Raw genomic sequence first — 14253 nt, forward strand, 5'->3', positions numbered from 1 at the left:
CTCAGCCGCGCGCGTACTCGTCGTGACGGCGCCACCACGGGCCGGCCTCGTTGCGGCCGCGCGGCGCGCGATCGAGCCACTGGTACATCCCCCACAGCCCGTCGAGGCCGCGCGCGTAGGTCGAATACGTGTGATAGACGGCGCCGTCCTCGCGCACGAACGCGCTCATCCCCGGCCGGTCGAGCGAATACGTGCGCGCGTCGGTGCCGCAGGTGGCCGCGAACTGCACGACGGGCGCCGGCGGCGGATCCATGTCCATCGCATGGCCGGCCCGCGCATAGTTGTATTCGACGTCGCCCGCGCGCTGCTGCGTTTCGGTGAACGACACGTTGAAGTCGAAGTTGAAATCGCTGCCGACCGACGACGCCCACGGGAACGTCCACCCCATCCGCTGCCGGTACACGAGCAGTTTCGCGAGCGGCGCGCGCGACACGGCCGCGAGCGTCACGTCGTGATGGGCCAGATGCACGGCAAAACCGTCGAAGCCGTCGGCGAGCGCCGAGCACGACGGGCAGCCCGCCTTGTAGTCGGGGCCGAACATGAAGTGATAGACGAGCAATTGCGAACGGCCGCGAAACAGGTCGTCGAGCGTCGCCTGCCCTTCCTCGGTATCGAACCGGTAGGCCTTGTCGACGCGCACCCAAGGCAGCGCCTGGCGCCGCCGCGCGAGTTCGTCGCTTTGCCGCGTCAGCGCCTTTTCCGCGTCGAGCAGCGCGCGGCGTTCGGCCAGCCATTCGTCGCGGGTTCCGGTGAGATGGGTCGTCATTGCGGGTTCCTCCTTCCGATGGGTATCCGGGCACGGCGTCCGAGGCCGTGTGCGTGGTGCTAGATTAGTGGCGGGCATCGGACCGGAGGGAGTGACAAGTGTGTCGGGATTCGGATGGATTCGCTGATCACGGCGGCCGCGCGCGCGCTCGCGACCGGTGACGCGCTCGGCGCGCTGAACCGCGTCGCGCTGCGCGACGATGCGCCGGCGCTCGCGCTGCGCGGCATCGCGCTGGCGCAGCTCGGCGATTTCGACCGGGCGCGCGCGCTCGTGCGCGCCGCCGCACGCGCATTCGGTGCGAAGGAAGCGGTCGCACGGGCGCGCTGCGTCGTCGCGGAAGCCGAGATCGCGCTCGCGTCGCGCGACCTGAGCTGGCCGACCCGCGCGCTCGACGCGGCTTGCGCGACGCTCGACACGCACGGCGACCGCGCGAACGCCGCGCATGCCCGCTATCTCGGCGTGCGCCGGTTGCTGCTGATCGGTCAGCTCGACGAGGCCGAACGGCTGCTTGCGCATCTCGATCCCGTGCCGCTGCCGCCCGCGTCACGCGCCACCCATGAATTGATCGCGGCCGGCATCGCGATGCGCCGCCTCCGCACGCACGCGGCCCGTGCGGCGCTCGACCGTGCGCGGACAGCCGCCCGCGCCGCCGGCATCGCCGCGCTGACGGCCGAGGTCGATACCGCGGCGCGCGTGCTCGACGCACCGGCCGCCCGGCTCATCGCGCGCGGCACGTCGCGACTCGTACCGCTCGACGAAGTGGAGACGCTGTTCGAGTCGAATGCGCTCGTCGTCGACGCGTGCAGCCACACGGTGCGCGATGCGCGCACGACCGTGTCGCTCGCGCGGCGTCCGGTGCTCTTCGTGCTCGCCCGTGCGCTGGGCGAAGCGTGGCCGGCCGACGTATCGAGAAACGCGCTCGTCGCCGCCGCGTTCCGTGCGAAACAGGCCGACGAATCGCATCGTGCGCGGCTGCGTGTCGAGATCGGCCGGCTGCGTGCGGTGCTGCGCCCGCTCGCGAACGTCGTCGCGACGCCGCGCGGCTTCGCGCTCGAACCGCTCGGCGTGCGCGAAACCGTCGTCCTCGCGCGTCCGGTCGACGATCGCCATGCGGCCGTGCTCGCGCTCCTCGCCGACGGCGAAGCGTGGTCGAGCTCCGCGCTGGCGCTCGCGCTCGGCGCCAGCCAGCGCACCGTGCAGCGTGCGCTGGATGCGCTCGCCGAAACCGGCAAGGTGCAGGCGCTCGGCCGCGCACGCGCGCGCCGCTGGATGACGCCGCCGCTGCCCGGATTCGCGACGACCTTGTTACTCCCGGTTGCGCTGCCGGGCGATTAGGATGGCCCCATCGAACGACGAGGTGACGAACATGAAACGCTCCACCGCAGAGATCCTTCACGAGTACGGCCCGTTCCCGGGCGTCGACGGCGTGCACGGCGTCACGTTCGACGGGCAGCACGTGTGGTACGCATCCGGCGACAAGCTGAATGCGCTCGACCCCGAGCGCGGCACGACCGTCCGCTCGCTCGACGTCGCCGCGCACGCGGGCACCGCGTTCGACGGCCGCCACCTGTTCCAGATCGTCGAGGACCGCATCGAGAAGATCGACCCCGAATCGGGTCGCGTGCTCGCAACGATCCCGGCGCCCGGCGGCGGCGCCGATTCGGGGCTCGCGTGGGCGGAAGGCACGCTGTGGGTCGGCCAGTACAGCGAACGCAAGATTCATCAGGTGGACCCGCAATCGGGCGCCGTGCTGCGCACGATCGAATCGAACCGCTTCGTCACCGGCGTGACGTGGGTCGACGGCGAGCTGTGGCACGGCACGTGGGAAGCCGACCAGAGCGACCTGCGACGCATCGATCCGCACACGGGCGAGGTGCTTGAGCAGATCGACATGCCGGCCGGCGTCGGCGTGTCGGGGCTCGAATCCGACGGCCACGACCGCTTCTACTGCGGCGGCGGCAACAGCGGCAAGCTGCGTGCCGTGCGCCGCCCGGCGCGCACGCGTACCGCCACCGACGGCACGGACGTGATACCCGATCCGGCAGACGGCTGATCCACCGCGTGCCCACGCTGCCCGAACGCGCCGCCGTGCCCCGAGTGCAGGAATGAACAAGACGCCGCCACGACGGCATCGCTAAGATGCGCGCACTTCAGTCATGTGTTCGGAGTGGTCGATGCAGCGCGGCGTGGTGTACGGTGTCCTGGCAGGCGCCCTGTGGGGCATGGTGTTTCTCGTTCCGCGGCTGCTGACCGATTTCTCGCCGCTGCTGCTGAGCGCCGGCCGCTATACGATGTACGGCCTCGTGTCGCTGGCGGCCGCACTGCCGGTCGCCCGCTCGCTGCTCGTGCGCTTGACCCGCGAGGATCTGGTCGCGCTGGTGAGGCTCGCCGTCATCGGCAACGTCGCGTACTACATGCTGCTGTCCGGCGCCGTGCACCTGATCGGCATCGCGCCCAGTTCGCTGATCGTCGGCGTGCTGCCCGTGACCGTCACGCTCGCGGGCCTCGGCGACCATGGCGCCATGCCGCTGCGGCGGCTCGCCGCCCCACTCGCGCTGGTGATCGCGGGTATCGTCTGCATCAACGTCGACCTGTTTACATCCGAAGCCGCGCATGCCACGACGCTCGCCCAGAAGCTCGCGGGCATCGCCTGCGCAGCGGGCGCGCTCGCAAGCTGGACCTGGTATGCGGTGGCGAACACACGCTACCTGCAGCGCCATCACCACTTCGGCGGCAACGAATGGTCGGTGCTGTGGGGTGTCGTGACGGGCCTGATCGGCGGACTCTGCTGGATGGCGATCCTCGCGCTGCCGGCCAACACGATACAGGCGGCCGTCCCGGCATCGCGCTGGCAGTTGTTCTGGCTGCTGAACCTCGCGCTCGCGATCGGCGCGTCCTGGCTCGGCAACGGGCTGTGGAACGCCGCGTCGAAGCGGCTGCCGCTGACGCTGTCGGGCCAGTTGATCGTGTTCGAAACCGTGTTCGCGATGCTGTACGCGTTCGTGTACGACCAGCGGATGCCGCACGCGCTCGAGATCGCCGCGCTCGTGCTACTGCTCGCCGGCGTATACGGCTCGGTGCGACGGCACGGCGACACGCCGGGCAGCGCATCGACAAACGCAAACGCCGCGGCCCATTGAGCGCCGCGGCGTTTGATCAGATCAATCGGAACGAAAAGCGCGTCAGCGCGCGTCCTTGTGCATCCACTTGCGGCCCTCGATCGAGCCGGCGCGGCGGGACTTGTCGACGCGCCGCTGTCGCGCGAGCTTCGGATCGACGATCAGCGGACGGTAGATCTCGACGCGGTCGTGATCGACGAGCGGCGCGTCGAGCGGTGCGAGCTTGCCGTACACGCCCGTCTTCGCGTGTGCGAGATCGATCTCCGGATGCAGCGCGAGCACGCCGCTCGCGTCGATGGCCGAGCGCACGGTCGCCCCTTCGGGCAGCGACAGCGGAATCAGCGTCTGGCGGTCCGGCAGCGCGTAGCAGACTTCGATCGACAGCATCGCGTCACCCCTTCCCGTAGCGTTGATCGGCGCGCTTCACGAACGAATCGACGAACGTGTTCGCGATGTGGCTGAACACCGGCCCGATGATCTTCTCGAGCAGGATGCTCGAAAACTCGTAGTGCAGCGCGAATTCGATCTTGCACGCATCGGCGCGCAGCGGGATGAAACGCCACGAACCCGTGAACTTCTTGAACGGCCCGTCCGCGAACTCCATGTCGATCCGGGTCGGACGCTGCTGCGTGTTGCGGGTCGCGAAATGCTGCTTGATACCCTTGAAGTTGATGTCGATGCGCGCTTCCATCCCGCTCTCGTCCTGACGGCGAACCTCGACACCGCCGCACCAGGGCAGGAAATTGGGGTAGTCGGCCACGTCGGTGACGAGGTCGAACATCTGTTCCGCCGAATGACGGATCAATACGGTTTTCTGGACATCTGCCATAAATCGCGCGGCATCGCTTAAAGTGGGAACGCCAAGCCGGGCGATACGCGCCCCGCTTTGCTAAAATCGTGATTTTAAACGAGTTGGCCCGATCCTTTCATGAGCATCATCGACAACAGGAAAGCGCACTTCGATTATCACATCGAGGAACGCTACGAGGCGGGGCTCGTGCTGGAGGGCTGGGAAGTCAAGGCGCTGCGCGCCGGACGCGGCCAGATCAAGGAAGGCTACGTCGTGGTGAAGAACGCCGAGATCTTCCTGATCGGGACCCATATCAGCCCGCTGCCCGAAGCCTCGACGCACATCAAGCCCGACCCGGTTCGCACGCGCAAGCTGCTGCTGCACCGCGAGGAAATCAAGAAGCTGATCGGCAAGGTCGAGCAGCGCGGCTACACGCTCGTGCCGCTTAACTTCCACTACAAGGGCGGTCGCGTGAAATGCGACATCGCGCTCGCGAAGGGCAAGAAGCTGCACGACAAGCGCGAAACCGAGAAGAAGCGCGACTGGGAACGCGAGAAGGCACGCATCATGCGCGCCGGCACCTGACACACACGGCGTTCATCGCAAACGACACGGCCCGCTCGAAGCGGGCCGTGTCGCTTTGGACTGCCTGAATCGCGCCGGCCGGTCGCGGCTGCGCGACGATTCGCCGCAGGACGATACGCACGCGGCAGCTGCGTGCGCATCGATGTCGGGCTCAGCTCTTCGCGCCGGCCCCCACGCCCGCGCTCTTGACGATCGTCAGCGCCGACGAGATCGCGGTACCGAGATCCGACAGGTTCGACGGCACGATCAGCGTATTGCCCTGCTTCGCGAGATTCGCGAACGCACCGACATACTGCTCGGCGACCTTCAGGTTCACCGCGTCCATCCCGCCTTGCGACTGGATCGCGCTCGCGATTTTCTGGATCGCCTGCGCGTTCGCCTCGGCCACCGCCAGAATCGCGGCGGCTTCGCCCTGCGCCTGGTTGATCGCGGCCTGCCGCTCGCCTTCCGACTTCTGGATCGCGGCTTCGCGCGCCCCCGACGCGAGGTTGATCTGCTCCTGCTTGCGGCCTTCGGATGCGGCGATCAGCGCACGCTTTTCGCGCTCCGCGGTGATCTGCGCCTGCATCGCATGCAGGATCTCCTTCGGCGGCGTCAGGTCCTTGATCTCGTAGCGCAGCACTTTCACGCCCCAGTTCGCCGCGGCGTCGTCGAGCGCCGACACGATGCTGTGGTTGATGAAATCGCGCTCCTCGAAGGTCTTGTCGAGCTCGAGCTTGCCGATCACCGAGCGCAGCATCGTCTGCGACAGCTGCGTGATCGCGAGCACGAAGTTGCTCGACCCGTACGACGCCTTCATCGGGTCCATCACCTGGAAATACAGCACGCCGTCGACCTGCAACTGCGTGTTGTCGCGCGTGATACAGACCTGACTCGGCACGTCGAGCGGAATTTCCTTCAGCACGTGCCGGTACGCGATGCGATCGACGAACGGCAGCACGATATTGAGACCGGGCGACAGCGTCGCGTGGTAGCGCCCGAAGCGCTCGAGCACCCATGCATGCTGCTGCGGCACGATCTTCACCGTCTTCGACACGATCACGATCGCGATGACGAGCAGGACAACCCAGATGATCAGCGAATCCATGAAGCATTTCCTCCTTGTTGTTGTATCAGCGGACGATCAGCCCGCGGGTTTCGCCACGACCACGAGGCAATTGCCGCGCACGGCGCTCACCTGGTACACGCGCGCATCGTCGCGCTCGCCGTGCGCGAGTTCGACGTCCCAGTCGGCACCGCGATACTGCACGCGCGCGCGGCCGTCACGCCACGCGTCGACCGTGACGGTCGAGCCGATATCGAGATTGACGTCGGGATTCGTCGACGTGTCGCGCTTCTGCTTGCGGCCGAGCCCCGAACGGCGCAGCACGATCATCGCGACGATCGCGACCGCGGCCGCCGCGCCGAACTGCACGTGCGGCGCGAAACCGGCCAGTTGCAACAACCCGCCGGCGAGAAAGCCGAGCGCGATCATCAACAGATAGAACGTGCCGGTCAGCAATTCGGCCACGACCAGCACGCCGACCCCGACCCACCAGAACAGATGCCCCGACATCATTGTGGTCTCCAGAAAAACGTCCCCGATGCTCACTATATTCGCTGCGCTCGCGGCTGTGCGAAGCGGTCGGTACTCTTGGACAGCCCGGCGAGTACCGAAGGAAAACGACCCCCACGCTCACTGCGCTCGCTGCCCCCCGCGGGGGCGGTCGGCACTCTTGGGGCGGCCCGGCGAGTACCGACGAAAAAAAACACCCCGGCGCTTACCGGGGTGTTTATAGCACGAACCTTGCATTTTGCCTTCAACGAAAGTGCGGCGGACCGCCCTTTCGTCGAAGTTGCATCACGACTCGTTACTTGCGGTTGGCGGCGAGCGCCTGCCACGTATCGATGATCGTGTCGGGGTTCAGCGAGATCGACACGATGCCTTCGTCCGTCAGCCATTGCGCGAAGTCCGGGTGATCGGACGGGCCCTGGCCGCAGATCCCGACGTACTTGCCCATCTTGCGGCACGTATCGATCGCACGCTTCAGCAGGAACTTGACGGCCGGGTCGCGCTCGTCGAAGTCGACTGCCAGCAGTTCCATGCCCGAATCGCGGTCGAGGCCGAGCGTGAGCTGCGTGAGGTCGTTCGAGCCGATCGAGAAACCGTCGAAGTGTTCCAGGAACTCTTCGGCGAGGATCGCGTTGGTCGGGACTTCGCACATCATCACAAGGCGCAGGCCGTTTTCGCCACGCTTCAGGCCGAACTTCTCGAGCAGGCCGACCACGCGCTCCGCCTGCTTCACGGTCCGCACGAACGGCACCATGATCTCGACGTTGGTCAGGCCCATCTCGTCACGCACGCGCTTCAGTGCACGGCATTCCATCTCGAACGCCTGCGCGAAGTCCTCGGCGATGTAGCGCGACGCGCCGCGGAAGCCCAGCATCGGGTTTTCCTCGTCCGGCTCGTAACGCGAACCGCCGATCAGCTTCTTGTACTCGTTCGACTTGAAGTCGGACAGACGCACGATCACCGGCTTCGGATAGAACGCCGCCGCGATCGTCGCGACGCCTTCCGTCAGCTTGTCGACGTAGAACTGACGCGGCGACGCGTGGCCGCGCGCCACGCTCTCGACCGCCTTCTTCAAGTCCTGGTCGATGTTCGGGTACTCGAGAATCGCCTTCGGGTGAACGCCGATGTTGTTGTTGATGATGAACTCGAGACGCGCGAGACCCACGCCGCCGTTCGGCAGTTGCGAGAAGTCGAACGCGAGCTGCGGGTTGCCGACGTTCATCATGATCTTGACCGGGATTTCCGGCAGCTCGCCGCGCTGCACTTCCGTGACTTCCGTCTCGAGCAGCCCGTCGTAGATCTTGCCTTCGTCGCCTTCCGCGCACGACACGGTGACGAGCGCGCCGTCCTTCAGGATGTCGGTCGCATCGCCGCAGCCGACGACGGCCGGCACGCCGAGTTCACGCGCGATGATCGCCGCGTGGCAGGTACGGCCGCCACGGTTCGTGACGATCGCCGCCGCGCGCTTCATCACCGGCTCCCAGTTCGGGTCGGTCATGTCGGCCACCAGCACGTCGCCCGGCTGCACGCGTTCCATTTCCGACGGATCCTGGATCACGCGCACGGGGCCCGCGCCGATCTTCTGGCCGATCGCACGACCCGTCGCGAGCACCTGCGACTGACCCTTCAGCTTGAAGCGCTGCTCTGCCTTGCCGGATGCCTGGCTCTTCACCGTTTCCGGACGTGCCTGCAGGATGAAGATCTTGCCGTCGCGGCCGTCCTTGCCCCACTCGATGTCCATCGGACGCTGATAGTGCTTCTCGATGATGACCGCGTACTTCGCCAGCTCGATCACGTCTTCATCCGTGATCGAGTAGCGGTTGCGCTGCTCGTGCGGCACGTCGACCGTCTTCACGCGACCCGGCTCGCCCGGCTGCGTGAATTCCATCTTGATCAGCTTCGAGCCGATCGAGCGGCGGATGATCGGGTACTTGTCCTGCGCGAGCGTCGTCTTGAACACATAGAACTCGTCCGGGTTCACCGCGCCCTGCACGACGGTTTCGCCCAGGCCGTAGCTCGACGTGATGAACACGGCGTCCTTGAAGCCCGATTCGGTATCGATCGTGAACATCACGCCGGCGGCACCGACGTCCGAGCGGACCATGCGCTGCACACCGGCCGACAGCGCGACTTCGGCGTGCGTGAAGCCCTTGTGCACGCGGTACGAGATCGCGCGGTCGTTGTACAGCGACGCGAACACGTGCTTCATGCGGTCGAGCACGTCGTCGATGCCGACGACGTTCAGATACGACTCCTGCTGGCCGGCGAACGAGGCGTCGGGCAGATCTTCCGCGGTCGCGGACGAGCGCACCGCGAACGACAGCTCGCTCGGCGAGCCGTTCTTCAGCACTTCGAACTGCGCGCGGATTTCCTGCTCGAGGCGCGGCTGCAGCGGTGCGTCGACGATCCATTTACGGATTTCGGCACCGGCTTCGGCGAGCGCCTTCACGTCGTCGATGTCGAGCGACTCGAGACGCTTGGCGATGCGATCGGTGAGGTCGTTGTGCTTGAGGAAATCGCGGAATGCGAGCGCGGTCGTGGCGAAACCGGTGGGTACGCGAACGCCTGCTTCGGAAAGCTGGCTGATCATCTCGCCGAGCGACGCATTCTTGCCGCCCACGATTTCCACATCGGTCATCCGCAACTGCTCGAACGGAATTACATACGCCTGGTCCTTTGCGACGTTTGCTGCGTTAGTCATACAAGCCCCTAAGTGTGAAAAAAATGCTCGATCGCGCAAGTGGGCTCGAACACGGGCGCTTGCAAAAAGGCGCGGCGCGTCTTGCGCAACCTGTTAGATAAACACTCGCAGCGGCGGAAATCTTCCGACCCGATTTGCAAAAATCCCGGCAGAAGGGCGATATTTTCAGACAAATCGCCAGACTTGCCGGGAGTTCCGGAATCGCGCGGCCCAGCCACGGGGCGCCGTTCGCGCCCTGCCCCCGCAATTGCTTATCCAACAGGTTGCCGCTATTCTACCGTGCCGGCTGCCGGATGTGGCGCGACCTTGTCACTGGGTCTGGAGGCTCGCCTCCAGCCGCCCGCGCAACTGCCCTTCACGCTCGACGTCCAGATTCATGCTGCCTACCGTATTCATCGTCTCCGACGGCACCGGGATCACTGCCGAAACCTTCGCGCACTCGATCCTCTCCCAGTTCGACCAGAAATTCCGTCTCGTGCGCGTGCCGTTCGTCGACTCGCTCGACAAGGCCTATGCGACCGTCGAAAAGATCAACGAGGCCGCCGTGCACGACGGCCGTCGCGCGATCGTGTTCACGACGCTCGTCGACAGCGAGTCGAACGACATCGTCAAACGCTCGAACGCGCTCGTGCTCGACATGTTCCAGCGCTTCGTCGAACCGCTCGAGCAGGAACTCGAGCTCAAGTCGAGCCACGCGATGGGCCGCGGCCACCAGAACGCGGACACCGAGGAATACAAGACGCGGATCGAGGCGATCAACTTCTCGCTCGCGCACGACGACGGCCAGTCGAATCGCAACCTGTCGGAGGCCGACGTGATCCTCGTCGGCGTGTCGCGCAGCGGCAAGACGCCGACGAGCCTGTATCTCGCGATGCAGTACGGCGTGAAGGCGGCCAACTACCCGCTGATTCCGGAAGACTTCGAACGCGGCAAGCTGCCGTCGGCGCTGGCGCCGTACAGCGAGAAGCTGTTCGGGCTGTCGATCGACCCGCAGCGCCTGTCGGAGATCCGCAACGAGCGCCGGCCGGGCAGCAAGTACGCGGCCCCCGAGAACTGCCGTTACGAGATCAACGAGGCCGAAGCGATGATGCGCCGCGAAGGGATCAAATGGCTGTCGTCGACGCACAAGTCGATCGAGGAAATCGCGACGACGATCCTGCAGGAAATCCGGCTCGACCGGCAGTCGTACTGAGCGCGGGTGCGCTGGCGGCCGTCAGGCCGTCGCCGAAAACAACAAGGCCGCGTCAAACGCGGCCTTGTTTCGTTTTACGGCACATGCACCGCGCGCGGCGTCACGCCGGCCGCTGCTGCCGCACCTGCTCGAACAGGCACACCGCGGCGGCAGCCGCCACGTTCAGTGATTCCATCCCGCCCGGCTGCGGAATCGTCACACGATGCGTGGCCGCGTCGCGCCAGAATGCCGACACGCCGGCACCTTCGTTGCCGAACACCCAGGCGACGGGCCCCGACAGGTCGCAGTCGTAGACCGCCTGCGCGCCGTGCGAGTCGGTCAGCGCGACCGGGACGTCGAGACGTTCGGCAAGCGCCTCAGCTTCGACGTCCTCATGGATCGACAGCAGGAAATGCGCGCCCATGCCCGAGCGCAGCACCTTCGACGACCACGCATAGGCCGTCCCCGGTGCGCAGAACACGTGACGCACGCCGGCCGCCGCCGCGCTGCGCAGGATCGAGCCGACGTTGCCGGCATCCTGCACGCCGTCGAGCACGACCGACGTGTGCGTCACGCGTTCGGGCAGCGGGTGCGCCGGCCGGTCGACCAGCAGCAGGAAACCGACGCCGTTGACGACGTTCGACAACTGCCCGAACAGCGCATCCGGCAGCGTGACGATCCGCTGCGTATCGATGCGCGCGACGATCGCCTGCGCCTCGGCGTGGCCGAGCGCACCTTCGGTCGTGACGCACAGTTCGGGCGTCGCACCCGTATCGAGGTACGCGCTTGCCAGATGGAAGCCTTCGAGCAGCGCCTGGCCACTGCGGCGCTGATGGGGCGTCGAACCCGCGAGCGCCTTCAGGCGCTTGTACAGCGGATTGTCGCGGGAAGTGATGCTTTTCATCGAATCAGGTCAAGCGCCGCACGAACCGGCGCGAACGAGCGCCGATGCGCTTCGCACGGGCCGTGCTCGCGGAGTGCGGCAAGGTGTTTCGCGGTGCCGTAGCCCGCATGCACGTTGAAGCCGTACACCGGGAAGCGTTCGTGCAGGTCGACCAGCATCCGGTCGCGCGTGACCTTCGCGAGGATCGACGCGGCCGAGATGCTCGGCACGAGCGCGTCGCCACTGACGATCGCCTCGGCACGCACGCTCAGCGTCGGGCAGCGGTTGCCGTCGATCTGCGCGAGCGTCGGCAGTACCGACAGGCCTTCGACGGCCCGCTTCATCGCGAGCATCGTCGCATGCAGGATATTCAGCGTATCGATCTCGTCGACACTCGCCGACGCGACGCAATACGCGTGCGAACGCGTGACGATCAGGTCGTACAGCGCGTCGCGCTTCTTCGCGGACAGCACTTTCGAATCGTCGAGCCCGTCGATCGGCTGTGCCGGATCGAGGATCACCGCGGCGGCGACTACCGGCCCCGCGAGCGGGCCGCGGCCGGCTTCGTCGACGCCGCAGACGATCTCGTCCGGACGGCTGAAGTCGAAACCGCCCTGCACGTCGCTCGACGCACGGCGGCGTGGCGCACGGATTGCGGTCATGCGCGCCCCTTGCGTTGTTCGAGCACGCGCACGACGGCCTCGGCCGCCTTCGCGGCCGTGTTCTGCCGCAGCGACAGATGCATTTCGGTAAACACTTCGGTCAGCGTGCGGCGGTTCGCGTCGTCGCGCAGCTGCGTGAGCGTCGCATCGGCGAGCGCCTCGGGCGTCGCGAAATGCTGCAGCAGTTCGGGCACGACGAAGCGCCCCGCGAGAATGTTCGGCAAACCCACATACGGCAGGTAGCCCTGCCGGCGCATGATCTGCCCGGTCAGCCAGGGCACCTTGTACGAGATCACCATCGGCTTTTTCAGCAGCGCGGCTTCCAGCGTGACGGTGCCACTCTTCACGAGGATCGCATCGGCGGCCGTCATCGCGACCTGCGAGCGGCCGTCGGTGATCGTCAACGCGAGTTGCGGATGCGCGTCGACGAGCGGCTGCAGCAGTTCGCGCAGTGCGGGCGTCGCGGCCGGCATCACGAACCGCACGCCGGGTTCGCGCTGCTGCATCAACGCCATCGCCGCGAAGAACGTCGGGCCGATCAGCGCGATCTCCGAGCGCCGGCTGCCCGGCAGCACCGCGATCACGGGGCCGTCGCCCGGCAGACCCAGCGCGATGCGCGCACCGTGCGTGTCGGGTTCGAGCGGGATGTCGTCGGCGAGCGGATGACCGACGTAGGTCGATGCGACGCCGGCCTTGTCGAGGATCGCCGGCTCGAACGGGAACAGGCACAGCATGTGGTCGACGGACTTCGCGATCTTCTTGATGCGGCCGCCGCGCCACGCCCAGATCGACGGGCACACGAAGTGGATCGACGGGATGCCCGCGTCGCGCGCGGCCTGCTCGACGTCGAAGTTGAAATCGGGTGCGTCGACGCCGATGAACGCGGCCGGCCGCTCGGCGAGCAGCTGGCGCTTCAGTTCGCCGCGAATCCGCAGGATCTCGGGAATCTGGCCCAGCGCCTCGACATAGCCGCGCACGGTCAGCTTGTCCATCTGCCAGTGCGAGTCGAAGCCCTGCGCGATCATGCGCTGCCCACCGATCCCGTAATACTGGGCCGATTCGGGCAGCCGCTCGCGCAGCCCGCCGAGCAGCGACGCCGCGAGCAGGTCGCCCGACGGCTCGCCGGCCACCATCGCGAGTCGCAGCTGATTGGTCGGGAGCGGCATCGCTTAGCGGATGATGCCGCGTTGCGACGCGTCGATGAACTCGACGAGCGCCGTCACCGGTGCATCGCCGTCGCCGCCCGCTTCCGCGAGTTCGCGCAGTTGCACCTTCGCTTCTTCCAGCGACAGGCCGTTCTTGTACAGCACGCGGTACGCGCTGCGCAGCGCCGAGATCGCATCGGCCGAAAAGCCGCGCCGGCGCAGCCCTTCGACGTTGATCCCGTGCGGCTCGGCCTTGTTGCCGGCTGCGATCACGAACGGGGGGATGTCCTGCACGAGCGCCGACGCGCCGCCCAGCATCGAGTGCGCGCCGATGCGCACGAACTGGTGCACGCCCGACATCCCGCCGATGATCGCGAAGTCGCCGATCTCGACGTGACCGGCCATCTGCGCGTTGCTCGACAGGATCACGTTGTTGCCCACGCGGCAGTCATGGCCGATGTGCACGTAGGCCATGATCCAGTTGTCGTCGCCGAGCGTCGTCACGCCGACGTCCTGCACGGTGCCCGTGTGGATCGTCGTGAATTCGCGGATCGTGTTGCGGTTGCCGATCACGAGCTTCGTCGGCTCGTCCTTGTACTTCATGTCCTGCGGACGACCGCCGACCGACGCGTAATGGCCGATGCGGTTGTCCTCGCCGAGCGTCGTATGGCCTTCGATCACGCTGTGCGAGCCGATCGTCGTGCGCGCGCCGATCGTGACGTGCGGGCCGACGATCGCGTACGGGCCGATCTCGACCGATTCGTCGATCTGCGCGCCCGGTTCGACGATCGCGGTAGGATGAATCCTGGTCATGCGCCGTTGCCTCTCGATATGATGTGTCGCGTTGTTCGCGTGATGTTACCCATGCGTGCCGCGTCG

15 protein-coding genes are annotated in these 14253 nt (G+C 66.6%); 5 read left to right on the plus strand and 10 right to left on the minus strand.

The features are described from left to right. Nucleotide 1: 1 nt before the first annotated feature. On the minus strand, nucleotides 2–766 hold the full coding sequence (locus AP428_RS07555) for a DUF899 domain-containing protein (protein WP_054927925.1): 765 nt from the start codon (nucleotides 764–766) through the stop codon (nucleotides 2–4). 114 nt (nucleotides 767–880) lie between these two features. Between AP428_RS07555 and AP428_RS07560 the strand changes: the two genes are divergently transcribed. From AP428_RS07560 to AP428_RS07570, 3 genes are all read left to right on the plus strand, one after another. Next, nucleotides 881–2101: a hypothetical protein gene (locus AP428_RS07560; protein ID WP_054927926.1), complete on the plus strand. Its 1221-nt coding sequence runs from the start codon at nucleotides 881–883 to the stop codon at nucleotides 2099–2101. Between the two features lie 31 nt (nucleotides 2102–2132). Continuing rightward, complete coding sequence (locus tag AP428_RS07565) at nucleotides 2133–2819, plus strand: glutaminyl-peptide cyclotransferase (RefSeq protein ID WP_043888494.1); 687 nt, start codon at nucleotides 2133–2135, stop codon at nucleotides 2817–2819. A 121-nt stretch (nucleotides 2820–2940) separates the two neighbouring features. Beyond that, on the plus strand, nucleotides 2941–3906 hold the full coding sequence (locus AP428_RS07570; protein ID WP_054927930.1) for a DMT family transporter: 966 nt from the start codon (nucleotides 2941–2943) through the stop codon (nucleotides 3904–3906). 42 nt (nucleotides 3907–3948) lie between these two features. On the opposite strand, the gene AP428_RS07575 is transcribed toward AP428_RS07570, so the two are convergent. Next, nucleotides 3949–4272: an RnfH family protein gene (locus AP428_RS07575; RefSeq protein WP_006478513.1), complete on the minus strand. Its 324-nt coding sequence runs from the start codon at nucleotides 4270–4272 to the stop codon at nucleotides 3949–3951. A 4-nt stretch (nucleotides 4273–4276) separates the two neighbouring features. After that, nucleotides 4277–4714: a type II toxin-antitoxin system RatA family toxin gene (locus AP428_RS07580; RefSeq protein ID WP_006478512.1), complete on the minus strand. Its 438-nt coding sequence runs from the start codon at nucleotides 4712–4714 to the stop codon at nucleotides 4277–4279. A 99-nt stretch (nucleotides 4715–4813) separates the two neighbouring features. On the opposite strand from AP428_RS07580, the gene smpB reads away from it, so the two are divergent. Next, nucleotides 4814–5260 (plus strand): SsrA-binding protein SmpB, encoded by a 447-nt coding sequence (gene smpB, locus AP428_RS07585; protein WP_006478511.1) that lies wholly within the window; start codon nucleotides 4814–4816, stop codon nucleotides 5258–5260. Nucleotides 5261–5411: 151 nt separating this feature from the next. Here the strand turns inward: smpB and AP428_RS07590 are convergent, their stop codons facing one another. From AP428_RS07590 to ppsA, 3 genes are all read right to left on the minus strand, one after another. Continuing rightward, entirely contained in the window at nucleotides 5412–6347 is a 936-nt protein-coding gene (locus AP428_RS07590) for an SPFH domain-containing protein (protein ID WP_011549551.1), read from the minus strand. A 36-nt stretch (nucleotides 6348–6383) separates the two neighbouring features. Continuing rightward, on the minus strand, nucleotides 6384–6818 hold the full coding sequence (locus AP428_RS07595) for an NfeD family protein (RefSeq protein WP_011549550.1): 435 nt from the start codon (nucleotides 6816–6818) through the stop codon (nucleotides 6384–6386). A gap of 292 nt (nucleotides 6819–7110) precedes the next feature. Then, nucleotides 7111–9513: a phosphoenolpyruvate synthase gene (gene ppsA / locus AP428_RS07600; protein WP_006478508.1), complete on the minus strand. Its 2403-nt coding sequence runs from the start codon at nucleotides 9511–9513 to the stop codon at nucleotides 7111–7113. 376 nt (nucleotides 9514–9889) lie between these two features. On the opposite strand from ppsA, the gene AP428_RS07605 reads away from it, so the two are divergent. Continuing rightward, nucleotides 9890–10705: a pyruvate, water dikinase regulatory protein gene (locus AP428_RS07605; RefSeq protein ID WP_011549549.1), complete on the plus strand. Its 816-nt coding sequence runs from the start codon at nucleotides 9890–9892 to the stop codon at nucleotides 10703–10705. 100 nt (nucleotides 10706–10805) lie between these two features. Here the strand turns inward: AP428_RS07605 and AP428_RS07610 are convergent, their stop codons facing one another. The 4 genes from AP428_RS07610 to lpxA are packed head-to-tail and all read right to left on the minus strand — an operon-like array spanning nucleotide 10806 to nucleotide 14187. Beyond that, nucleotides 10806–11588, minus strand: a complete 783-nt coding sequence (locus tag AP428_RS07610; protein WP_027813226.1) for an RNA methyltransferase — start codon at nucleotides 11586–11588, stop codon at nucleotides 10806–10808. Then, nucleotides 11585–12229, minus strand: coding sequence for a ribonuclease HII (gene rnhB, locus AP428_RS07615; protein WP_011549547.1), 645 nt, complete (start codon nucleotides 12227–12229; stop codon nucleotides 11585–11587). The genes AP428_RS07610 and rnhB overlap by 4 nt, the downstream gene beginning before the upstream one ends. Next, nucleotides 12226–13395: a lipid-A-disaccharide synthase gene (lpxB, locus tag AP428_RS07620; protein WP_054927927.1), complete on the minus strand. Its 1170-nt coding sequence runs from the start codon at nucleotides 13393–13395 to the stop codon at nucleotides 12226–12228. Before lpxB ends, rnhB begins: the two co-directional genes overlap by 4 nt. Nucleotides 13396–13398: 3 nt before the next feature. Next, entirely contained in the window at nucleotides 13399–14187 is a 789-nt protein-coding gene (gene lpxA, locus AP428_RS07625) for an acyl-ACP--UDP-N-acetylglucosamine O-acyltransferase (RefSeq protein WP_006478502.1), read from the minus strand. Nucleotides 14188–14253 lie beyond the last annotated feature (66 nt).

The organism is Burkholderia sp. E168m22, assembly GCF_001319805.1.
Taxonomy (GTDB): domain Bacteria; phylum Pseudomonadota; class Gammaproteobacteria; order Burkholderiales; family Burkholderiaceae; genus Burkholderia; species Burkholderia orbicola.